This window comes from Polynucleobacter sp. AM-26B4, from assembly GCF_018882285.1.
Taxonomy (GTDB): Bacteria; Pseudomonadota; Gammaproteobacteria; order Burkholderiales; family Burkholderiaceae; genus Polynucleobacter.
In genome coordinates, this window is record NZ_JACVOT010000001.1 from 1,286,056 (window position 1) to 1,308,967 (window position 22,912).

Here is a 22,912-nt window from a genome sequence, read left to right on the forward strand (position 1 = left end):
GAGATATTTATGCAATCGATTGATCTCATTGCGATGTTGCCGGAGCTAGTGCTCCTGACGGTAGCATGTTTGCTATTAATGACTGTTTTCATGAATGAGCCACAGGCATCAGACGAAGATATTTTTTATACGCCACGTGGCACTGAATTAGCCTACAAAATCAGTTTGGCCTTGTTGCTAGGGTTGAGCTTTGCATTTGGTTTGCAAGCAGTCGATCAGCCAGTACACGCCTTCAATAATTTGTTCGTGGTTGATGCTTTATCAAGCATCTTGAAGTCAGTGGCTTGTTTGGCTGTTTTCGTGACTTTGGTTTATTCAAAGCAATACTTGATTGATCGTGGCTTATTCAGAGTAGATTTCATTGTTCTAACGCTGTTGGCCTTGATGGGTCAATGCGTGATGATTTCAGGTTCTAACTTATTGACGCTTTACTTGGGTTTAGAGTTATTAGCGCTACCAACCTATGCCTTGGTTGCCATGAAGCGTGACTCTGGCTTGGGTACTGAAGCTGCAATGAAGTACTTTATCTTGGGTGCTTTGGCTTCTGGTTTCTTGTTGTACGGCATGTCAATGCTATACGGCGCTACAGGCAGCCTTGATCTTGATGAAATCTTAAAAGCGGTGGGTGACCAACGCATCAACCGTTTGGTATTAGCCTTTGCTGTGGTGTTCATTGTGTCAGGCTTGGCATTCAAGCTTGGTGTAGCACCGTTTCACATGTGGGTACCTGATGTGTATCAAGGTGCACCAACGGCTGTGACATTGATGATTGCTGGCGCACCAAAAGTGGCTGCCTTCGCATTGTTGTTCCGCTTATTGGTGGGTGGCTTGTTGCCATTGACCAATGATTGGCAACCAATGATCATGATCCTAGCGGTGATGTCTTTGGTGATTGGTAACTTGACTGCGATTGCGCAAACCAATCTCAAGAGAATGTTGGCTTACTCAACAATTTCTCATATGGGCTTCATGATTTTAGGCATGTTGTCAATTTTTGATGAGCACGCTTACAGCGCTGCTTTGTTCTACGCTGTGACTTATGTGCTGACCACTTTGGGTTCATTTGGTTTGCTAATGATTCTTTCTCGCAAAGGTTATGAGTGTGAAACACTCGATGACCTTAAAGGTTTGAACCGCCGTCATCCATGGATGGCCTTCATCGGTTTGATCTTGATGTTCTCTTTGGCCGGTATTCCTCCAACAGTTGGGTTTGCTGCGAAGTTATCAATTCTTGAGGCCTTGATTGACAGTGAGCATTTGTATCTTGCAATCATTGCTGTGATGGCTTCATTGGTAGGCGCATTCTATTACTTGCGCGTTGTTAAATGCATGTACTTTGATGAGCCAATTCAAACAGCGCCAATCGAAGGTGGCTTGATTGTTAAAACCGTGTTTACCTTGAACGGTCTATTTGTTCTGTTGTGCGGCATTTTCCCAGCAACATTGATGGCACTTTGCTTGAGTGCCATGTCAACCACATTGCTGAGTTAATCATGGCCCCCACAAGCTTAAGCATTGAATCTTGGATTTTGATTTTGGTGGCCTTGGTCGCTGCCAACGCTGCTTATGCAAGCCGTAAATTTTTATTCTTTAAAACACTCGAAGACAAACACGTGGGTTGGTGCTTATTGGAAATGGGTGTTTGGTACGCTCTGATTGGTTTGATTGGGTATTCATTGGAAAGCATGATTGGTAATGTCTTTCCAAAGCGTTGGGAATTCTTTGCGGTTAGCTTGTGCTTGTTCTTCGTGGCGGCTTTCCCGGGCTTCACTTGGCGTTTTCTGATGAAGCATCGCAATGATGCTCGTGGCTAAGCGCCACTTTATTTCCTTAGCTTTATGAGTTCGTCTGAGTCAAACAAGTCAGAGAAAAGTTTCTCTGATTTACCTGAATCTGATGATCACTTGCGTGAGCATCAAACATCTTCTGAAGATGTTTATTCGGGAAAATTCCTGCACTTAAAAAAAGACATTGTTAAGTTGCCAGATGGCAACTCAACTTATCGCGAATATTTAATTCATCCTGGGGCAGTGGCGATCATGCCTATCTTGAATGATGGCCGTATCTTGTTAGAGAGACAGTTCCGTTACCCTGTGGATGCTGCCATGATTGAGATTCCTGCTGGCAAGCTAGAGCTTGGCGAAGACCCACTCTTGTGTGCCAAGCGTGAACTCTTAGAAGAAACCGGATACTCGGCTAAATCTTGGGAATTTCTTGGCAGAATTCATCCAGTGATTTCTTATTCAACTGAAATCATCGATATTTATCTCGCCAAAGATTTGACCTTGGGTGAATGCGCCTTGGACGAGGGTGAATTCTTGGATGTTTTTGCTGCCACTTTGGATGAAATGCACGAGTGGATTGCTAAAGGAAAAATCACCGACGTTAAAACCATCATTTCTGTTTACCACTTGGCCAGACGTCTCAAACAACTTTGAAGAAGTCAAAAATAAAACAGAAATCTATTAAGTAATTAAAATAGCAAATATATTAATAAGTCATAAGTTTGCCTTGCCCCATGAAAGTTTATAACCTCGCTTGCCATCTAGATCACCACTTTGAGGGGTGGTTTGCTTCTGAGGCTGATTATATTTCTCAGCAAGAAACTGGTTTACTCAGTTGCCCTGTTTGCGATAGCAATGAGATTGTTCGTTTACCTTCAGCTCCGCGAATCGCTAAGCGGAGTAGCCGTGAGTTGGTGTCTGCCAATCAATCGCCAGCCCAAGCCACTAACCCTGCTGCTATGAACAGCGATGCTGGTCAATCCATGGTTTTGACTGGTTCAGAGCAGGCGCACTTACAGGCTCAAGTTCAGGCCACGGTCATGAGGGCGATGAGAGAGCTTATCAATAAGACAGAAGACGTTGGCCATGACTTTGCTGAAGAGGCCAGAAAAATCCACTACCAAGAAGCCCCTGAAAGAAGCATTCGTGGTCATGCCACTGTGGATGAAACTGCGGAGCTTCGTGAAGAGGGCATTGAGGTCGTTTCTTTACCAGTATTCCCAGCCTTAAAAGATACTCTTCAATAATTACTGGGGTACCACTCTCTGTTGGCGGCTGAAGTCTTGAACTGGAACTTCGCTCGGTTTTAGGCGCTTTTCACAGACATTTTTACCTTCAAATACCCGCATCACCGAGCAGTCATGCCCCGTGCCCTCAGATGCGGCATGATCCGTCAAACTCTTTCCGGTGGTCACTGTGGTGCCAACGCTGGCAGCAGTCAATGGGTAGGCCGCCACCATGGCGCAGGCTGATAATTGCCCTAGGGCGAATACCGCTGCAAAAAGCTTGAGAAAAAGTCTAAAAACGGTCAATTGGGTAGAATATTGGTAAAGTTGTAATTCTAAGAATATAAATGAAGTAGGAGACAAAATGTCAGAAACTATCGGACACCATATCAATGGTGAGGTCATTCGTTTTGGTGGCAATGCTGCCCCAGTGTATGAGCCTGCAACAGGTCAAGTTCGTGCCAATGTAGAGTTAGCCTCAGTCGACGGCGTTGCCAAAGCAGTCGCTGCAGCCAAAGCTGCTTTTCCAGCTTGGTCAACCACTCCTGTGACACGTCGTGCCAAGGTCATGTTCAATTTCAAGGCCATCATTGAAGCGCGTATCGATGAAATGGCAGAAGCGATCACCCGTGAACACGGTAAAACATTTGATGATGCCAAAGGTGAGATTCAGCGTGGCCTAGAAGTGGTGGATTTTGCCTGTGGCATTCCTCAGCTTTTAAAAGGTGAATACACCGAGCAAATTGCCAAAGGCATGGATGCATGGACCATGCGTCAAGCATTGGGTGTGTGTGCAGGTATCACGCCATTTAACTTCCCAGCGATGGTGCCAATGTGGATGTACCCAGTGGCCATTGCCTCTGGCAACACATTTGTGCTCAAGCCTTCAGAAAGAGATCCTTCAGCCACCTTGTTGGCTGCTAAGTGGTTGGAAGAAGCTGGCCTACCAAAAGGTGTATTCAACGTTGTGCAGGGCGATAAAACCGCTGTGGACGCATTGTTGAACCATCCTGATGTCAAAGCCATCAGCTTTGTTGGGTCAACTCCAATCGCTTCTTATATTTATGAAACAGCTGCTAAAAATGGCAAACGCGTTCAAGCCTTGGGCGGAGCCAAGAATCACATGGTGGTGATGCCTGATGCCGACTTAGATCAAGCGGTGGATGCTTTGATGGGTGCTGCTTACGGTTCTGCTGGTGAGCGTTGTATGGCGATTTCAGTAGCGGTGGCTGTTGGTAATGTGGCTGATGCCTTGATTGAAAAACTATCCACTCGTATCAAGAAACTCAAGGTTGATAATGGTTTAACTCCTGGTGCTGAAATGGGCCCATTGGTGACCAAAGTTCATTTGGATAAAGTCACAGGTTATGTGGACGCTGGTGTTAAAGAAGGTGCTAAGTTGGTGGTCGATGGCCGTAACCTAAAAGTGGCTGGTTGTGAAAACGGCTTCTTCTTGGGCGGTTGTTTATTCGACAACGTCAAGCCTAATATGAGCATCTACAAAGAAGAAATCTTTGGCCCAGTGTTGAGCGTGATGCGTGTTGATGATGTTGCAACAGCGATTCAGTTGATCAATGATCATGAGTACGGTAACGGCACAGCAATCTTCACCAGAGACGGCAACACTGCCCGTGAATTCGTGAGCCGTATTCAGGTAGGTATGGTGGGTGTGAACGTGCCTATTCCAGTACCGATGGCATTCCATTCATTTGGTGGTTGGAAGCGCAGTCTGTTTGGCGATCATCACGTGCATGGTCCAGAAGGTGTGCGTTTCTACACTCGCATGAAGGCAGTGACACAGCGTTGGCCAGAAACCATTGCTCAGGGTCCGAGCTTTAGCATGCCAGTGAATGGTTAAAGGATTAAATCCTTAGTTAATTTAACTAACTTTAACCAATCCATTTGATTTTCATCAATTGGAGCTAAAACATGGGGGCTTAAAATAGCCCCCATGACTTTTTTAGAGCAACCCTCTGTCTTAGCCCCTGCTGGCCCTGAACCGCTGTTTCAGCCTGAATTGTTGAAACGCTTTGACATCAATGGGCCACGCTACACATCCTATCCAACGGCTGATCGATTCAATGGCCAGTTCAATCAGATTGACTATGTCGATGCATTGAAACGATGCGCCACGCATCAAAAACCAATTTCTTTGTATTTCCATTTACCGTTTTGTCCGAACATTTGCTACTACTGCGGATGTAACAAAATCATCACCAAAGATCATGGTCGAAGTGCGAAATACATTAAGTACTTGGCCAAAGAAATGAATCTCGTCACCCAAGCCATGGGTGCGAGCAAAAAAATACCAGTGACTCAACTTCATTGGGGTGGTGGTACTCCCACATTTTTATCTCATGAAGAAATGATTGAGTTGATGCATCACACCAAAGAGCATTTTGAATTGCAAGAGGCTGGTGAGTATTCAATTGAGATTGATCCGCGCCGTGTCAGTGAAGCTGATATTGAGCTCTTGGCGAAGTTGGGATTTAACCGCATCAGTTTGGGTGTGCAAGACTTCAATTTGGAAGTTCAGCAAGCGGTTCATCGGGTGCAAACAATACAAGAAACAAAAGATGTGATTGATTGGGCCAAAAAGCATGGTTTCAACTCCGTCAGCGTTGATTTGATTTATGGCTTGCCCAAGCAAACCCCTGTGACATTCAAGGACACAGTCAATGCGGTGATTGAGATGAGCCCTGATCGCTTGTCTGTTTATAGTTATGCGCATCTGCCCACCATCTTCAAGCCTCAACGTCGTATTGCGGAGGACCAATTGCCTGTGGCCAAGGATAAATTAGACATCTTGGCCAACACCATTGAACAACTCAATGGGGCTGGATTTGTTTTCATTGGTATGGATCACTTTTCAAAGCCAGATGATGAGTTGGCGATTGCTCAAAAAGAAGGGCGTTTGCATCGCAACTTCCAGGGCTACTCAACTCAAGCTGAATGTGATCTATTGGCCTTTGGTATTTCATCGATTGGTAAGGTGGCTGACACCTATCCACAAAACGTCAAAACACTTGAAGACTATTACCACGCTCTAGATCACAATCAACTCCCCACTCTGCGTGGCATGAGATTGAATCAAGATGATTTACTCAGACGTGAGTTGATTGGTGAATTGATGTGCCAATTTGAGCTTGATACAGAGCTATTTGCAAAAAATCACCAAATTGATTTTGATGCTTATTTCTCAAGAGAGTTGCCAGAGCTTAAAGAGCTTGAAGAGGCAGGGTTATTGGAGTGGCAAGGTAAAAAGATTTATGTGCCTACCAAAGGTCGTTTGCTGGTTAGGCGCGTTGCCATGGTGTTTGATAAGCACTTAAGAGATGTGCAAACAGAAGCCAGATACTCAAAAGTGGTTTGATTAAATCGCGCTTTTGAATTCAATGATCACTTGAACGCCATTGCCTGCGGATTTATCTTCAATCCGTATAGATCCTTTGTGTTGCTGAACAATTTCTTTGACAATCGCAAGGCCTAAGCCGCTGCCAAATGATTTACTGCCCAAGATTCTGTAATAAGGATCAAACACCTTGATCTTTTCAGATTGAGGGATGGTGTCGCCATCATTGCTTACAACCAAGTGAATAGCGTTGGATACTTTCTCTAAAGAAACTGAAATCAGTCCCTGTGCTGCACCATATTGAGAGGCGTTATCAATCAGATTTTGTATCACGCGCTCAATCTTGTGCTGTTCACCATGAATCAAGCAATCATCGCTGACATGTAACTCAATCGTTTGACCACGTTGATTGATGAGTGGCTTGGTATTTTTAACAATTTCTCTACAAATGCCATCGAGGGATAACACTTGCTGCTGTTCTTGATCGGTCGCACCGCTGACTCGACTCATGGTCAAGAGTTGCTCTGTTAGACGCGTGGTTCTGCGAAGACCATTCAAGGCCTCCGCCAAGGATTGATCTCTGTCAGCATCATTTTTGGCATTAACAGCGTTTTCAATATGAAGTTGAAGTGCTGCAATCGGCGTTCTGATTTCATGGGCAGCCGCATCAATGAACTGTTGTTCACGTTTAAACGCTTTTTGAACTCGATCAAGCAGGTGATTCAGTTCATCAATTACAGGCTTTAGTTCAGAAGGTGTCTTTGATAACTTGATGGGTTTGATTGATTGTGGGTCACGAGCAGCAATGACATTGGCCAAAGCTTGCAAAGGCCTTAGGCTTCTATAAGCAATCAAATTAATCACGATCAATAAAAGCAGTGAGCCAATGATCAATGGCGTCATGATGGCCACGCCCAAGTCACCGGCCATCTCGCCTCTCACTGCATCCATTTCAGCGACCATCACCCAAACATCACCTGATTTGAGTTTAAAGACTTGCCATAAATCATCGCCAATTTGATTTTTACCAAAGCCCTCGGTCATCGGGCCTAAAGGTTTATCAGGAGCGGTGGCAGATTTGGCCAATAATTTCCCATTGCTGTGCCAAATCTGAAAAGAAATCTTACTTTCGTAGGGGTGACCACTGATTTCTTCGGTAGATGAGTGCTGGTGCTCTAATTCATCGGGCAATTCAATGATGATTGGATTATTGATCGTGGCATGCTCGAGTTGTTTGGCCGCTAAAACTTCAAGCACTCTGGCAGAAGTTGCGAGTCTCGCACTGAAAATCTCTTCTGATTCATGTTCAGTGACAAAGTGGGCGGCAAGACCCATGCCACCCAAAATCATGATCATGGATAAAAATATCCCCAGCAGTAAGCGTTTTCTAATTGAAAAATAAATCATGATTCTTCTATGTCACCAATTCTGTAGCCAACGCCTCGAAGTGTCTTAACGATATTTGGACTGATTTTTTTACGTAAATTATGAATGTGCACATCAATCGTGTTGCTCTCAACGCCGTCATTCCAACCATACAGCGATTCTTCAAGCTGAGAACGATTAAAAACTTGATGTGGGCTTTCTGCTAACTTCTTCAGTAAGGCGAATTCGCGGCGCTGTAAATCCAGGATGGTGCCTTTCCAGGTCACAGATAAAGAAGTGAGGTCAATGACCAAATCACCAATTTTTATTTGATTGACCGTATTGCCGCTACGACGTCTTTCTAAAACCCGAATCCTTGCAAGTAATTCATCTAGCTCAAATGGCTTGGTGAGGTAGTCATCGGCTCCCAAATCCAAGCCTAAGATGCGGTCTTTGGTGGCATCCCTGGCAGACAAAATCAATACTGGGATATGACTGCCTTTTTGACGTATGGTTTTGAGTACCTCGGTACCATCTATTACGGGTAGACCCAAATCCAGGATGGCAAGATCAAACTCACCATCAGTCATGGCGCGGATGGCTTTTTGGCCATCCTCGACATGGTCCACATGATGGTTGGCCCGAGTCAATGCGGTCATCAAGCCGGAGGCGAGTAATTCATCGTCTTCTACCAATAAAATTCTCACCGCCCAAGCCCTTTTATCAAAGATTAACTATCAATTTGAATAGTTTAATCGATTAACCCAGAGCATTATTTTCGTTTTTCAGCCACTTTTTCAAGTAATTGACTGATTTCTTTGCGACGACCATCATCAGCTACTTTGCGGCCATTTCTAGCGGGTGCTTGCAAAGCTTTGCGCAAAGATTTCTCAGCGCCTGCGTAATCACCACTTCTGAACAAGAAATCAGCATAAAAGTAATTTGGGTCGATGCCATCAGGGTTGATGCTCAAACCCTTCTTCAAATACTCAGCAGCTTTTTTGTCATCTCCAAAGCCAATCGGCCAACTTGGAACTTGATAGTAAAGGGAGCCCAAACTTGTGTATGCAGAACCATCCAAAGCCGAAGGATTGATTTCAAGTGCTTTTTCAAAAGTCTTTTTAGCATTCTTCACATGAGCCAATGCACCTAACCCACCTTTTGCTCCTGCATAGCTAGATTCAACAATGCCTTGCCAAATCAAAATCTCGGCGCGGTTCGGATTTTGTGCAACCAATTTATTGGCTTCTTTGATCAATGATTCAAAGCCTTTTTCATGACTTGATTCAGGGCTTTGGTACTTGATCTTTTCCCATTCCTTTTGGAGGGTGCTGACATCTTCTTCGAGGCCTGCAAAGGCAAGAGAGCTGATCAGCGATAAGCTGATCAAAAGAGCGGCTGGTAATTTTTTAATGATGTTCATAAAAACCTCGTGTTTATTTATTTAAGTATTTGTTGATGATTGGAAGCTGACCTTGAATAGCTTTATCAGGAACCCCTGGAAATAAGTGATTCATAAAGACAAAAAATGATTCCTTGAAACCTAATTTCTTTTCCCAGGCATTACCACGTAGAAACTTCATGAATTCTTTAGCAACTGCATCAGGTGTATCAGAATCAGTTTTAAGTTCAGCATTCATTTGCATCACTTGATCTGAATTGATGCTTGTTTTGGTGGCGCGTGGGGCAAAGTACCTGACTGATACCGATGTGTCTGACAATTCTCGTCGAAGGGATTGAGAAAAACCTCGCAGGCCAAACTTGCTGGCGCAATAAGAAGAAAAGCCTGGAAATCCCAAGTATCCGAAGATAGACCCGATATTGATGATTTGAGAGGATTCTTTCTTCAAAAGAGGCACTAATTGTTTGCACAAGAGCATCGGAGAAATCAGATTGGTTAGCATCAACTGCGTGATGTCTTTATCTGATTGCTGTTCAAAACTCTTGAACTGGCTGATACCGGCATTGTTGATCAACAGATTAATCCCTTGTTGAGCCGAGATGGCATCCATCAATCGAACGGAGGTGCTGTCATCACACAAATCGCCAGAAACGATTTGAATGTTTGCTCCTGAATCAAGCAATGCATCCTTTAAAGCCTCTAGCTTTTGAGTGTCGCGTCCCATCAAAATCAATGATGAACACTGTGGTGCAAGTTGCATGGCAATCGCTTTGCCAATGCCCCCAGTTGCACCTGTTAAAACAGCTTTATATGGTTTATGTGTCATGGTGATCAGTTAAAAATGATTTCTTCAGTATTGATGCTTCTAAAAATATCGCCGTAAAGCTTGTAAAAATTCTTGGCGCAATGAATGATGGTTTCTTGATCCTTTGAATCAGTCACTTGATTCATCAAGCTCTCAAAGAATTTGACGTGCTCTAAGTCCAAGCTACCATGAGAATTGAGGTAGCTAAAAGCATTGGGAGGTAAACCAAGGCTGCTCTTAATAGAACTGGCTGCATTGGTGGCCAAGGCGATGCTGGTTCCCTCAAGAACATGCACCATGCCAAAAAATCCAATTGGATTACCGCGGTCGATTTGGTGATAGGCGTAGGCCACCATCATCTCAGTGCTGATGTGCGGGCGTGAGTGTCTTACTTGATTCGCATCGCCACCGCATGCCGCGATATCAGACAAAATCCATTCTTCGTGTCCGAGTTCTTCCTCAATGTATTCTGCAATGGCTGTTCTTAACCATTCATGTTGAGAAGTCAATCGAGAACCGCAAGCCATCAACAATGGCACTGTGTGTTTAACGTGGTGATAAGCCTGAGTCAAGAATGCAACATACTGCTCCTTCTGAATCTCACCTTTCAAGGCATATTCAATGATGGGGGCAGCAAAAAGAACTTGTCTTTCTTGCTCGGTTGAGCTTTCTAACTGATTGAAAAATTTCAAGCGATTCTCCATAGGTTTAAGTTCTTGCGTACAGCAATTCAATTTGATTGTTAAATTTGTTTTTAATGAGATCTCGTTTAAGTCTGCCATTGGCAGTTGCAAGACCATTGTTCGGTGAGAAGGGCTCATCAGCCAGCATCCATGGCCCAATTTGAGCGTAGTCTGGAAGATCTTGATTGACCGATGTAATCGCTAGCTGAATCGCTTCATCAGAAACATCATCTTTTGAGGTGACCAGTAAAGCGCTGAGCTGTGCTTGCCCATCGCCAATCACGATGGCTTGTTTGAACAAGCCACTGCCCAGTAATAGTGACTCAGGCCATTCTGGCGATATGTTTCTGCCAAAGCTGGTGATCAATACATTCTTTTTACGACCATCTAAATACAAAAATCCTTCATCATCTAAATGACCCAAATCACCAGTTGGCAACCATTCACCACCAGCACTTGAAGGTGTGCTTGTGAGAGTGCTTGTGAGACCTGCAGGATTTTCTAAATAATGAGGAAGGTCCACATTCTTGACCTCAATCTCACCATCTTTTGAGACTCGAACATTTCGATTAGAAAGAACTTTACCAACACTGCCGATGCGTTCATTCTCGGGTGTATTTAAGGCAACCACTGATGCGCACTCCGATAAGCCGTAGCCCTCATAAACAGGTATGCCCATCGACTTAGCAGTCTTGATCAATGCCACAGGCGTTTTACCGCCACCCACAGCCACAAACTTCAAGCTTTTTAAGCGAGGATCTTGCTTGGTGCTTTTAGCAACAATGGCTTGAAGCATTTGAGGCAAAAGAATGATGCTTTCTGCCTGGTATTTTTCAATTGCTGTGATGCAAGCATCCGCATCAAAATTACTTGAGCCGTGCAAGCCAACTTCACTCAATGGCACGCATGTGTTTTCTACGCCGCATGCTAGAGCTGTGTATACGCCAGCAATATTCTCTAAAAGAACTGATAAGGGCAGGACATTCAGATGTTTCTTGATTTGAAGCGAGCGCAAGGCCTGCTCTAGTGATTGGGCCACGGACCATTGTTGATCGGTGCTCAAGCAAACACCTTTTGGCTCTGAGGTAGTGCCAGAGGTGTAGGTTATCTTTTGTACTTCTGATAAATTGGGTTGGTCCACGATGCTTGAAAGAACACTCATGCTTTCAAACAACTTTAATTCGCCAGCATAGTCATTCTGAAACATGAAGCCAAGATTTTTAGCCACATCTTCTTGTGGGCAAAAAATAGCTTGCATGCCACTGGATTTGATGGCGTGCAGCCATTGATTGGGTGTGAAGAAGCTTGGAAGAGGAATCAAAGTCACGCCAATCTCTTGGGTGGCCAAATCAATCGCAATCCACTCTAAAGAGTTATCTGCCAAAACCCCAACAGGTGCTTTAGGATTTTTTCTATTTAAAAGAGCTTCTGATACTTGAGATATTTTCTTTAAAAGGGCAGCCTTATCCCAAGACTCTGCCCCTGAGGACAAGATAATTTTATTTTCTGGGATTAAATTAAGCCAGCGTCTCATAGCCTGAAGCGATGTCACCAAACATCACTTGTGGTTGAGTGTTGTAATAAGTGCCCCAGTTTTTGCCGCCATCTTCTAAACGACTTGGATCCGCTTCTGCCAACTGAAATAACTTAATGCCTAGGCGCTTGAATGAATTCAGCAAAGTGCGAGTGGCTGTAAAGGTCACCCACTTGTATCCCTGCTCATGTAAAAAGCGGGTCATATTGATGATCAGTGTTCTGCCAGCGCCTGCATGGATGGCTGCTAAGTTGCCGACTTCCACGATTTCCTTGCGGGTCGTGTGTTCTTTGACTTGAGCTTCAATGTTGATTTCTAGTGGCGCATCTAAGTATTGCTCCAAAAAGCATTTTTTGTCGGTGATGGCTGAAAAACCTAAAGCTGCTAGCCATTGGCCTTGAGCATCTTTACAGCCCACCAAGATATCGCTGAAGTGGTGTACATCAGCGCCATAGGTTTTATAGAAAGTGGTTGCGATGAAAGACTGAAGGCTTTCGCGGTCTGGGTGTTGTTTGGTTACCCATTCGAACTTGTAAAGATCTTCCTCAGAATTAAATTCTGGGCAGATTAAGGTATGCTTTGCGTCATGATATGTTCTTAATGTAAGAGCCATGTCTGATCCTTTTGTTTGGTATAGGTCAAACAATAGAGGTCGAAAATTAAGGCTAAATTAAGGATTCTTAAATCAAGGCATTAAATACTTAAGCCATTGATTTATATAAATTTATTTAATAGAAAATAGGTGTTATTTTGAAAAAATTAGTGGCTTTAGTCTTGGTTTTGTGCGGTTTTGCTTTGATTGCCTCTGCCAATCAAGCGGCGAGCGGGGCACGTATTGGCGATAGTTTGGTCCTTGAACTCAAAGATCAGCACGATCAAACCGTCGCAATCAACGAGCAAACCAACTTGATTCTATTTGCCGCTGGTAAATCAACCAGTGCACTCATGAGCAAAACCTTGGAAGACTTGCCGCCGACCACTCTGAAAGATAAAAAAGCCATCTACGTGGCTGATATCAGTGGCATGCCAAGTTTCATCACCAAAATGGTGGCGATTCCTAAAATGCAAAAAAGACCTTATACGATTGCCATCTTGAGAGATGAGGCACAGTCAAAGCTATTCCCACAAAAAGATGATGCAATCACCATCATCAAGCTCAAGTCTGGAAAAGTGACTGAAATCAATTTCGTGACCAAGCAAGAAGAAATCACCAAAGCCTTGCAGTAAATCTTACAAAGTGAATGCCCTAAAACAAGGCATTCACTTAAAAATTTTCTCTAAGTGACGAGAAGAATCTTCAGGCTTAAAATTTACAAATAGTTAATAAATGAGATACAAAGTAACTGAATGAGATTCAATCTCTTCTGAGGAGTGAGCATGTTACGTTTTGATATACCACCCGTGAACGCCAATGTGGTGAGGCTTGAAGCCTTTATTACATTTGTGGTTTGTCTTATCGCTCTATTGGGCTTTCCACATCTTTTACCTCTACTAGCATTGATGGGTTTTATGCGAGGATTTTTGGGGCACTATAAATGTCCATCACATCGCTTATTCACTAAGATCTTGACCGGCATGAACCTCGCAGGCAAAAAAGAGAATGCCGGTGCAAAAATGTTTGCCAATAAGATTTTATTCATCGCTGCGACCATTGCCTCCATCTTGTTTTATTCAGGCAATGATTTATGGAAAGTGCCTGCCACTGCCTTGGTGATTTTCTCTACCCTTGAGTGGGCATTTTCATTCTGTGCCGCTTGCTGGGCCTACGGTTTTTGGTACAAATTCTTCCCGCCTAAGATGGGGTGATAAGTAAATAATCAAATAAGTAAATAAGCAAATAACTAAAGCAATCAGTGAAAAGTAAAGAACTAGAGAGCACAAAAGAAAAAAGATCGCCACGGCGATCTTTTTTATTTCCCCAACTCTATTTCTCTAGCTTTATTTCTTTAACCAACCCTTTTGGATTTATTCAATTCCAAACAGGTGGCTTCTTGGCTGCCTTGGCAACACCTTCTAGATAAGCCTGATGAGCTTCTTGCTCTTCGATGGAAGCTAACTGCACCACTAATTTCGTGGGCAATGGCTTGCGTTTCGCATTGGCTGCATCGCTGTCCATGCCATGCAGATCAATCATCAAATCTTCTTGACCGCGGGTCATGGCCAAATACACTTCAGCCAAGAGTTCAGCATCTAGAAGCGCGCCGTGCAGGGTGCGGTGCTCATTGCTGATTGCAAAGCGCTCGCACAGAGCGTCTAAGGAATTTCTTTTGCCAGGAAACATTTCTCGGGCATTCTTGAGAGTATCAATCACGCCTGCCACATGCTCATCGACCTTGCCACGTTTTAGAAGACCAAACTCAGCATCTAAAAAGCCCACGTCAAAGGGGGCGTTATGAATGATCACTTCAGAATCTTTAAGGAAGGTGATGATTTCATCAGCCACATCTGCAAAGACTGGCTTATCTGATAAAAATTCCACCGTTAAACCGTGCACAGCGACCGCGCCTGGATCGATATCGCGTTGAGGGTTGATGTAATGATGAAGCTTATTACCGGTCAAGCGTCGATCGATCATTTCTAGACAGCCAATCTCAATCACCCGATCACCAGTGAGCGGGTTAAGACCAGTTGTTTCTGTATCAAGAATGATCTGACGCATAAATTCTTCCTAACTTAAAACCAATAACAAAATTAAATCTCAAAACTCAAACTTCTAAACTGATGCTCAATCCTTCAGCATTTCAGCGGGGATTTCCATCGGACCTGTGCCACTGTATTTATCTAAATAAAGATAAATGACTGGTGTGATGATCAATGTTACGAATTGCGACACAATCAAACCACCCACCACAGCAATACCCAAAGGCTGTCTTAATTCAGCGCCAGCACCCAAGCCTAGAGCGATTGGTAATGCACCCACCACAGCTGTGAGGGTGGTCATGGTGATAGGTCTGAATCTCAATAAGCAGGCGCTGCGGATTGCTTCACGAGGTGATAAGTTTTGATTGCGTTGCGCATCCAAGGCAAAGTCAATCATCAAAATCGCATTCTTTTTCACCAGACCAATCAAGAGCAAGATACCGATGGTTGCAATGATGGTTAATTCCAAATCAAAAATTCGAAGGAAGATCAAAGCACCAATCGCTGCAGACGGTAAGCCTGCCAAAATCGTCAAAGGATGGATGTAGCTCTCATACAAAACACCCAAGAGAACGTAAATCACCAATACGGCAGCCAACAATAAAATGATTTGGCTGGATTGGCCGCTTTGGAATACCGCAGCATCACCACCATAGCTGGTGATGATTGATGGCGGTAACTGAAGTTCTTTGACGTATTGCTCTAGCTTCTTGGTTGCATCGCCCAAAGCCACATCAGGAGCCAAGTTAAATGAAATCGTCACCGCAGGCACTTGACCTTGGTGGTTCACAGCCGTTGGTCCAATGGTTCTTCTGAATGAGGCAATGCTGGATAGTGGAACTAGCTTGTCATTGTTTCTGCCTCTAACGTAAATGCCGTTGAGATCAGTTTCATATTGCTTGTACTCATTCGCTGCTTGCAAAATCACTTGGTAAGTGTTCACGCTGGTGTAGATGGTTGAAACCTGTCTTTCACCATAAGCTGAATACAAAGCATTTCGAATATCAGCAACGGTCACACCTGCGCTCGCAGCTTTTTCTCGATCAATGTCAATTTGAGCTTGCAAACCTTTTAACTGAGAATCAGTGGTGATGTCGCGGAAGATACCAGGATCTGCACGCATCTTTTCAGTGACCTTGTTGGACCACTCATTGATGCCTTCAAAGCCCACGCTTTGCAAAATGTATTGATAGCGACTCTTGGTGACTTTGCCGCCTAGTTGCAAGTTCTGAATAGGGCGCAAATAAATCGCAAGGCCTGGAATGTCTCTCAAGTCTTTGCGCAGACTCTCTAAAACCTTTTTCATCGGGACTCTGTCGCCGCGAGGTTTTAGATTCACGAACATCCTGCCAGTATTGGTGCCAGAGCTTGCGCCACCGCCGATGATCGACACAAGACCTTCAATATTTTCATTATTACGAACAATCTCAGCCGCTTTGTTTTGTAGCTCGACCATCGCATTGAAAGAAATGTCATCCGCTGCTTCAGTGGTCACAAACAATTGACCCGTGTCTTCTTCTGGGAAGAAACCTTTAGGACTTAAGATGAATAAACCAATCGTGATAACAAACGTTGCCAAGGCACCTTGTAAAACTTTCTTTTGATTGGTCAGCGCCCAATCAAGTGCTTTTTCATAGATGGCCAAGACTTGATTGAAATAGTGATCAAACTTGATGGTGATAGGGCGCTCTTTGGCTTCTTGACCATGCTTGGGTAAGAAGCGACTGCAAAGCATTGGCACCAAAGTGAGCGACACCGCTGCAGATACCAAAATAGATAAAGACACAACCACCGCAAATTCTCTGAACAACAAACCAAGTGGGCCTGGTAAAAAGAAAATCGGAATAAACACAGCGACCAAAGAGATGGAGATTGAAATGATGGTGAAGCTCACCTCACGACTGCCCAATAAAGATGCCTTTAAAGGATGCATGCCGTTCTCAATGTGACGCATGATGTTTTCAAGTACCACGATCGCATCATCGACCACCAGGCCAACAGCAATCGTGATACCCAGCAAAGAAATATTGTCTAAGCTGTAACCCATCCAATACATGATCGAGAAAGCCCCAATCAAAGAAATCGGCAAGCTCAGCGCAGGAATGATCGTGGCAGCTGCACGCTTTAAGAACAAGAAAATCACCATCACCACCAAACCGATGGTGAGCAATAAGGTGAGGTTCACATCATGGATGGCTTCTCTGATTGATTTTGAGCGATCAATCAATAAATTCACTTTGATTGACGCTGGCATCTGCGCTTCAAACTTAGGCACCATCTTGCGCACGGCATCCACCACCTCAACAGAGTTGGCGGTTGGCTGGCGCAAGATCGCTAAAGCGATTGAGCGCTCACCGTTATAGGCGGCTACTGTTTTGACAGATTCATAACTTTCTTCAACCAGCGCCACATCCTTTAAACGCACTGGCAAACCATTTCGTTGCGCAACCACCAAATTACCGTATTCACTGGCTTTGACCAATTGTTCATTGGCATAAATGGTCAGTAATTGACGAGGACCATCTAAAACACCGACAGGGGTATTGGAGTTGGCATTGTTGATGGCTTTGGCAACATCATCAATGGTGAGATTCTTGGCGGCCAATACAGTTGGATTGACTTGAACTCTGACCGCATATCTTTTTTGACCGTAAACCAAGACTTGTGCCACACCATCAATGGTCGATAGTGTTGGAGAAATCAAGTTCTCGGCGTAATCGTTAATTTGTGACAAATCCATCGACGGAGAGGTCATTGTCATGATCAAGACTGGCGCATCAGCAGGGTTGACCTTGCGATACGACGGTGGATTGGTCATCTCAATCGGCAAACGTCTTTGAGCGCGCAACAAGGCTGCTTGAACATCCACTGCTGCTTTATCAATGTCACGGTTGTTGTTGAACTCAAGCGTGATATTGCTGCTGCCCAATGTATTCGTTGAGCTGATGACCGTGATACCGTCAATCGTTGAAAACTCTTTTTCTAAAGGCAGGGCAACCGATGACGCCATGTTCTCAGGGCTGGCACCTGGCAAGGTGGCGCTGACCTGAATGACCGGCGTGTTAAAGCTTGGTAGGGCGGCGACGGGTATTTTTAAATAAGCAACAGTGCCAGCGGCAACAGTGGCCAATGACAGCAATACCGTCATGACCGGGCGGCGTATACATAACTCTGAGATGTTCATGAGTGATTACTTCCCAGCGCCAGATGTTTCTCTGATCACGCCATTAGGTCTTAAGTTTTGTTTACCTTCCACCACAATCTTGTCACCAGCGTTCACACCTGTGACCACTGTTTGACCTTGGTACTGGTAAATCACTTTGATTGGCTTAAGAGCAACTGTGTTGGATTTTTCAACCACGTACAAATGATCACCCTTGGTATTGGTAACAACTGCTTGCGTTGGAACGACCAAAGAGTCTTTCAATGTTTTGGCTTTTAATTTGATTCTGACAAATTGCCCTTGAATCATGTTGCCATCTTTATTGCTTAACTGAGCTTTGACTCTCACTGCACCGATGGCTGGATCCACTTGATTGTCGATCACATACACGGTACCTTGGACTGGTTTGTCTGAGCCATTCACATCCACGCTCACGGTCAGCTCTTCACCAGCTTCGCGGCTACCAAGAATCAAAGGAATTTCTTTCTCAGGAATGGTGAACTGCACATTGATAGGGTCCAACTGAGTGATCGTGACCATCGCACCTGTGGTGGTGGTTGACGTCGCACTGCTGGTAGTAGAAATATTGGTACCAGCTTGCACAAGACTTCCTGGGAAGACGTTGATTACGCCAGCACGACCGGCAATCGGTGCGCGGATGTGATCAAAGCTCATGGCAACTTCAGCGGCTTTGGCATTTGCCACAGCTGATTGCATATTGGCTTTGGATGTATCAGCCGCTGCTTGAGAAATAAACTTCTTTTCAATCAGTTCTAAAGATCGCTTGTATTGGCGGCTTGCATCATCAGCCAAGGCTTTGGCTTTTTCGTAATTGGCACGGCTGGCTCTATCGTCCAAGGTGAACAGCAACTCACCAGCTTTTACTGCTTGGCCTTCTTTGATGTGTATCTTGCTGACCACATTGGTCGTTTGCGGACGAATATCCACAATGTTGGCAGCGATGATGGTGCCGGTTGCTTCGATGATCACTGGTGTGTCTGCGGTTTCAACCACAGTGGTGGTCACCAATTGAGGCGGTGCTTTTTTTGCTGACTTTGGCATCCACTTGTCATAAGCGTAATTGGCAGCAAAAAGCACAATCAAAATGATGATGATTCTTTTTTTACGCTTGAGCACAAACGCATAAGTTTTAGCCCAATCGAACTTCTTGATCAGGTTCATGGTGTAAGTCACAACACGGCAGCCTAGCTGCATGACTTTGTCTTTAATTTTGGTGAGTAACTGCATGGCTGAGGGGCTTTGACTTAAAGCCGCTATCTCCTTATTTGTTCTAGCTTAATTCTCGCACACTCAGCCTGATTTGGCATTAATTACGGGCTTGAAGTGCCCTGATAGCAGAATTAGATTCAGAACGCAGTTTTTTTGAGGATTTCTTCGACGCCCTTATTGGCTAGAGCATCAGCAAGCTCATTGCCGGGATGTCCTGCGTGGCCTTTGACCCAATGCCAGTCAATTTGATGTTTGCCCAGCAATTCATCAATTTCTTGCCACAAGTCGACATTTTTAACAGGATCTTTGCCGGCAGTTTTCCAGCCCCTGGCTTTCCAGCCGCCCATCCATTCAGTGACCCCTTGCATCACGTACTTTGAGTCTGTGTACAAACTCACATGACAAGCCATTTTGAGTGCTTTTAAAGCCTCAATCACTGCTGTCATTTCCATGCGATTGTTGGTTGTCATCAACTCGCCGCCATGCAAATGCTTTTCTTTATCTGCAGAACGCAATACCACTCCCCAGCCGCCAGGGCCTGGATTGCCTTTGCAAGCACCGTCGGTGTAAATCACAACCTTGCTTTGTGCGGGAGTGCTCATGCCTGATCTTTCAACTTATTTTGCAACTGATTTTTTTGTGAGGATGTGTTTAATTGGGTGACAGGATTCAATTGTGCTTGATTGGCCGCAACACCTTTCTCAATTCTGCCCACGAGTGTCAAAGTCGACACGCGTTTGATTGCCGACACCATGAACACAGAGCCCAAGACAGGCCACCAGCGATCACCGGCTTTTTCAAGGAAAGCCAGCTTTTGCATACCGGATTCGCTTCGCAAGGGCAATCGATAGCAACCAAAGCGACCGCGATCAACTGAGAAGTTAAGTAACTTCAACCAATCTTTCAATCTTAACAATGCAATGAACTGCCCATCTCTAGGAAGGTAAGGTTGGCCAACCAAATGACTGCAGTATTGGCGCAAGCCCCAAAGACTCGCTGGATTAAATCCAGAAATCACCACCCGACCTTCAGGCATCAAGACGCGTTCAACCTCTCTTAAAACGGCATGAGGATCAGTCGCGAACTCAAGGACGTGGGGTAGCACCACCAAATCAAGACTTTGGCTGGCAAAGGGCAATTCTTCTGGGATGCCTTCAATCGTGTGCCATTGCCCGCCAGATTCATCGTTGGGCTTGTCGTGCGGGGCGCGCAAGATCATTTGCAAAGGCATCCGATTTTCAGTCAAAGCGGGTAATTGCGGCAAGCCAATTTGCAAGGCGTGATAACCAAAAATATCGCTCACAATGTGGTCAAATTGAGTTTGTTCCCACTTCAGGACGTATTTCCCTGGAGGCGAGCCAAGCCAAGCATCCCATGATGTCCATGGAGCTTGTTGATGATCGGTATCGGTTGGTTGACTCATGAGTGGTTATTTCTATGCCTGATGACAATTTATTGCAAGTGCATTCAATTGCAGCTTATGACGATAACTATATTTGGTTGATTTCCGATAAGCATTGTGCCGTAGTTGTTGATCCAGGTGATGCTGCGCCAGTGATTCGCTACCTCACAGAACATCATTTAACACTGACCACCATTCTAATCACTCACCATCATGCTGACCACATCGGTGGCGTGGTTAATTTATTGGCTTGGTGCGATTCTCTTGGCCAAGAAAAACCAGTGGTTTATGGGCCAGCCCATGAAAACATCGCAGTGGTCACTGAACGTTTGATTGAATCAGACATTGTTTCTGTTGCAAGACCTGCGTGTGAATTCACAGTCCTAGATGTGCCAGGGCACACTGCAGGACACATTGCTTTCTATCTGAATGCGGAGGAACAGTCGCACGTGTTTTGTGGTGACACATTGTTTGCCACGGGTTGTGGGCGCCTGTTTGAGGGCACCCCCGCACAAATGGTGGATTCATTGAACAAGTTAAAAAACTTACCTGATCAAACATTGGTGCATTGCGCTCACGAGTACACCTTATCTAATATAAAATTCGCTTTGGCTGTTGAGCCTCAAAACCAAGAGCTATTGGCTTGGCAGCAGAAAGCACAGAGCTTGCGACAACAGGGTGTGCCCACGGTGCCAACAACCATCGCTCATGAAAAAAGCGTTAATCCATTTTTAAGGTGTGAAGAATCCAGCGTGATTGAATCAGTGAAACAACATCAAGCAATCAAAGACACTCATCCAGTGACGGTGTTTGCTCATTTGCGTTCATGGAAAGACACCTTCAGAGCATGATGCAAAGATTCTCAGCTTCTTTTTCACGACTATTCCGACTCATCACTGTCGTGATGGTTGCATCAGCCCTCAGTGCATGTGCCACCATGAATGATGAGTGGAGTGATTCAACTTCAAACAAACAAACTGCTAAGACTGGCAAATACAGCAAATCTGGCAAAGCCCCAAGAGTCAATATTGATAAAGATTCCGTCGGTGCTTTGGATGCTCCATACAACGATCTTTGGGATCGTATCCGTGATGGCTTTGAGTTAGAAGATTCAGACAGTCCTTTGGTGATCAAACATGTGCGTTGGTATGCCGATCGTCCTGACTATGTTGATCGCATGATGTCTCGCTCATCGCGTTATCTTTTTTACATTGTTGAAGAAGTTGAGCGTCGCAAGATGCCGATGGAGTTAGCACTGTTACCTTTCATTGAAAGTGCCTTCAACCCTGAAGCCTTTTCACGCGCCAAAGCCTCAGGCATGTGGCAGTTCATGCCCGCCACTGGTAAAGACTTTAAATTAACTCAGAACATTTTTCGTGATGAGCGTCGCGATGTGATTCAGTCGACCGATGCAGCTTTGGATTACTTGCAACGCTTGCACAAAATGTTTGGTGATTGGGAGTTGGCTTTGGCAGCCTATAACTGGGGTGAGGGCAATGTTTCAAAAGCCATCAAACGCAATCAAGCCAAAAAGTTACCGACTGATTACGCCAGTTTAAAAATGCCGGATGAGACGCGCAATTACGTGCCTAAATTACTCGCAGTTAAAAACATCGTCTTAAATCCTAAGTCTTACGGTTTGACCCTGCCGACTTTGGAGAATCACCCGTATTTTGTGGTTGTTACAACTGCTAAAGATATTGATGTGGATTTGGCCGCTCAGTTTGCTCGTATGACCGTTGAAGAGTTCAAGGCGATGAACCCATCATTCAATAAGCCGGTGATTTTGGGTGCCAGTGAGCCACAAATATTATTGCCTTTTGGTCGCGCTGAATCTTTCCAAGAAAATCTATTGCAATACAAAGGGCGCCTGTCTTCTTGGACTGCTATTAGAGTTAACGGCCGTGAGACGGTTGATCAACTGGCCACCCGTTTGGATGTGGATGCCAATCAGGTGAGGCAAATCAATAACATTCCTAAGGGCATGAGAATCAAAGCTGGATCAACGGTATTGATTCCTAGGGGCGGTAAGGTCGGTGATGTGGCTGAGCATTTGGCCAATAACGCCGGCAAGTTGATGTTGGAGCGGGAGGCAGCCGCTAAGCCAAAAACCACAGCGAACAACACCAGTGGGGCAAAAGCTAAAAAGCCTGCCAATAAACAAGCAGGCAATAAGCAGTCAGCCAATAAACAAACAGCCAATAACGCCAATAAGCCTAAACCAAAGCCCAAGTCTCAAGCAGACACCAAGGTGGCTGCTAATGAGAAGAAGGCCAACTAGGCATTCTCAGGGCCAGATTGGCTGATTCAATCCCTATAAACTAGG

23 protein-coding genes are annotated in these 22,912 nt (G+C 44.7%); 10 read left to right on the forward strand and 13 right to left on the reverse strand.

Annotation, left to right across the window (positions count from 1 at the left end; all coding sequences use genetic code 11):
- Nucleotides 1–9: 9 nt before the first annotated feature.
- The 4 genes from nuoN to ICE88_RS06505 all read left to right on the forward strand — a co-directional run bounded on the left by nuoN (nucleotide 10) and on the right by ICE88_RS06505 (nucleotide 3,031).
- Nucleotides 10–1,491, forward strand: a complete 1,482-nt coding sequence (nuoN, locus tag ICE88_RS06490; protein ID WP_216250742.1) for an NADH-quinone oxidoreductase subunit NuoN — start codon at nucleotides 10–12, stop codon at nucleotides 1,489–1,491.
- A 2-nt stretch (nucleotides 1,492–1,493) separates the two neighbouring features.
- Nucleotides 1,494–1,814 carry a DUF2818 family protein gene (locus ICE88_RS06495; RefSeq protein WP_216250745.1) on the forward strand — a complete coding sequence of 107 codons (321 nt, stop codon included), beginning with the start codon at nucleotides 1,494–1,496 and terminating at the stop codon, nucleotides 1,812–1,814.
- Between the two features lie 24 nt (nucleotides 1,815–1,838).
- The gene (locus ICE88_RS06500) at nucleotides 1,839–2,438 is read left to right on the forward strand and encodes an NUDIX domain-containing protein (protein WP_216250748.1); all 600 of its coding nucleotides are present in this window, start codon (nucleotides 1,839–1,841) and stop codon (nucleotides 2,436–2,438) included.
- An 80-nt stretch (nucleotides 2,439–2,518) separates the two neighbouring features.
- Complete coding sequence (locus ICE88_RS06505; protein WP_216250750.1) at nucleotides 2,519–3,031, forward strand: DUF1178 family protein; 513 nt, start codon at nucleotides 2,519–2,521, stop codon at nucleotides 3,029–3,031.
- On the opposite strand, the gene ICE88_RS06510 is transcribed toward ICE88_RS06505, so the two are convergent.
- Nucleotides 3,032–3,316, reverse strand: coding sequence for a hypothetical protein (locus ICE88_RS06510; RefSeq protein ID WP_216250752.1), 285 nt, complete (start codon nucleotides 3,314–3,316; stop codon nucleotides 3,032–3,034).
- 58 nt (nucleotides 3,317–3,374) lie between these two features.
- Between ICE88_RS06510 and ICE88_RS06515 the strand changes: the two genes are divergently transcribed.
- Together ICE88_RS06515 and hemN are read left to right on the forward strand one after the other, a co-directional pair.
- Nucleotides 3,375–4,868 carry a CoA-acylating methylmalonate-semialdehyde dehydrogenase gene (locus ICE88_RS06515; protein ID WP_216250754.1) on the forward strand — a complete coding sequence of 498 codons (1,494 nt, stop codon included), beginning with the start codon at nucleotides 3,375–3,377 and terminating at the stop codon, nucleotides 4,866–4,868.
- Nucleotides 4,869–4,961: 93 nt separating this feature from the next.
- Complete coding sequence (gene hemN, locus ICE88_RS06520) at nucleotides 4,962–6,383, forward strand: oxygen-independent coproporphyrinogen III oxidase (protein WP_216250767.1); 1,422 nt, start codon at nucleotides 4,962–4,964, stop codon at nucleotides 6,381–6,383.
- Here the strand turns inward: hemN and ICE88_RS06525 are convergent, their stop codons facing one another.
- The 7 genes from ICE88_RS06525 to ICE88_RS06555 form a co-directional block, all read right to left on the reverse strand.
- Nucleotides 6,384–7,769, reverse strand: a complete 1,386-nt coding sequence (locus tag ICE88_RS06525; protein ID WP_216250770.1) for an ATP-binding protein — start codon at nucleotides 7,767–7,769, stop codon at nucleotides 6,384–6,386.
- Nucleotides 7,766–8,434, reverse strand: a complete 669-nt coding sequence (locus tag ICE88_RS06530; protein ID WP_216250774.1) for a response regulator — start codon at nucleotides 8,432–8,434, stop codon at nucleotides 7,766–7,768. The genes ICE88_RS06525 and ICE88_RS06530 overlap by 4 nt, the downstream gene beginning before the upstream one ends.
- A gap of 65 nt (nucleotides 8,435–8,499) precedes the next feature.
- A complete protein-coding gene (locus ICE88_RS06535; RefSeq protein ID WP_216250777.1) occupies nucleotides 8,500–9,150 on the reverse strand; it encodes a tetratricopeptide repeat protein in 651 nt (216 codons plus the stop codon).
- A gap of 13 nt (nucleotides 9,151–9,163) precedes the next feature.
- A complete protein-coding gene (locus ICE88_RS06540) occupies nucleotides 9,164–9,955 on the reverse strand; it encodes an SDR family oxidoreductase (protein ID WP_216250778.1) in 792 nt (263 codons plus the stop codon).
- Between the two features lie 5 nt (nucleotides 9,956–9,960).
- A complete protein-coding gene (locus ICE88_RS06545) occupies nucleotides 9,961–10,626 on the reverse strand; it encodes a TenA family transcriptional regulator (protein ID WP_255535240.1) in 666 nt (221 codons plus the stop codon).
- 16 nt (nucleotides 10,627–10,642) lie between these two features.
- Nucleotides 10,643–12,109 (reverse strand): AMP-binding protein, encoded by a 1,467-nt coding sequence (locus tag ICE88_RS06550; protein ID WP_216250783.1) that lies wholly within the window; start codon nucleotides 12,107–12,109, stop codon nucleotides 10,643–10,645.
- Nucleotides 12,110–12,134: 25 nt separating this feature from the next.
- Nucleotides 12,135–12,764 (reverse strand): thermostable hemolysin, encoded by a 630-nt coding sequence (locus ICE88_RS06555; protein WP_216250786.1) that lies wholly within the window; start codon nucleotides 12,762–12,764, stop codon nucleotides 12,135–12,137.
- Between the two features lie 137 nt (nucleotides 12,765–12,901).
- Between ICE88_RS06555 and ICE88_RS06560 the strand changes: the two genes are divergently transcribed.
- Complete coding sequence (locus ICE88_RS06560) at nucleotides 12,902–13,378, forward strand: hypothetical protein (RefSeq protein WP_216250789.1); 477 nt, start codon at nucleotides 12,902–12,904, stop codon at nucleotides 13,376–13,378.
- A gap of 150 nt (nucleotides 13,379–13,528) precedes the next feature.
- Nucleotides 13,529–13,957 carry a DUF4395 family protein gene (locus tag ICE88_RS06565; protein WP_216250792.1) on the forward strand — a complete coding sequence of 143 codons (429 nt, stop codon included), beginning with the start codon at nucleotides 13,529–13,531 and terminating at the stop codon, nucleotides 13,955–13,957.
- 163 nt (nucleotides 13,958–14,120) lie between these two features.
- Here the strand turns inward: ICE88_RS06565 and dnaQ are convergent, their stop codons facing one another.
- The 5 genes from dnaQ to ICE88_RS06590 form a co-directional block, all read right to left on the reverse strand.
- Nucleotides 14,121–14,810 carry a DNA polymerase III subunit epsilon gene (gene dnaQ / locus ICE88_RS06570; protein WP_216250794.1) on the reverse strand — a complete coding sequence of 230 codons (690 nt, stop codon included), beginning with the start codon at nucleotides 14,808–14,810 and terminating at the stop codon, nucleotides 14,121–14,123.
- Nucleotides 14,811–14,876: 66 nt separating this feature from the next.
- Nucleotides 14,877–17,975 (reverse strand): efflux RND transporter permease subunit, encoded by a 3,099-nt coding sequence (locus tag ICE88_RS06575; RefSeq protein WP_216250798.1) that lies wholly within the window; start codon nucleotides 17,973–17,975, stop codon nucleotides 14,877–14,879.
- A gap of 6 nt (nucleotides 17,976–17,981) precedes the next feature.
- Nucleotides 17,982–19,202, reverse strand: a complete 1,221-nt coding sequence (locus ICE88_RS06580; RefSeq protein ID WP_216250801.1) for an efflux RND transporter periplasmic adaptor subunit — start codon at nucleotides 19,200–19,202, stop codon at nucleotides 17,982–17,984.
- Nucleotides 19,203–19,321: 119 nt separating this feature from the next.
- The gene (rnhA, locus tag ICE88_RS06585) at nucleotides 19,322–19,786 is read right to left on the reverse strand and encodes a ribonuclease HI (protein ID WP_089516290.1); all 465 of its coding nucleotides are present in this window, start codon (nucleotides 19,784–19,786) and stop codon (nucleotides 19,322–19,324) included.
- The gene (locus ICE88_RS06590) at nucleotides 19,783–20,607 is read right to left on the reverse strand and encodes a class I SAM-dependent methyltransferase (protein ID WP_216250804.1); all 825 of its coding nucleotides are present in this window, start codon (nucleotides 20,605–20,607) and stop codon (nucleotides 19,783–19,785) included. The genes rnhA and ICE88_RS06590 overlap by 4 nt, the downstream gene beginning before the upstream one ends.
- A gap of 14 nt (nucleotides 20,608–20,621) precedes the next feature.
- On the opposite strand from ICE88_RS06590, the gene gloB reads away from it, so the two are divergent.
- Both gloB and ICE88_RS06600 read left to right on the forward strand, forming a co-directional pair.
- Nucleotides 20,622–21,437 (forward strand): hydroxyacylglutathione hydrolase, encoded by an 816-nt coding sequence (gene gloB / locus ICE88_RS06595; RefSeq protein WP_216250808.1) that lies wholly within the window; start codon nucleotides 20,622–20,624, stop codon nucleotides 21,435–21,437.
- On the forward strand, nucleotides 21,434–22,867 hold the full coding sequence (locus ICE88_RS06600; RefSeq protein WP_255535243.1) for a transglycosylase SLT domain-containing protein: 1,434 nt from the start codon (nucleotides 21,434–21,436) through the stop codon (nucleotides 22,865–22,867). The genes gloB and ICE88_RS06600 overlap by 4 nt, the downstream gene beginning before the upstream one ends.
- Nucleotides 22,868–22,912 lie beyond the last annotated feature (45 nt).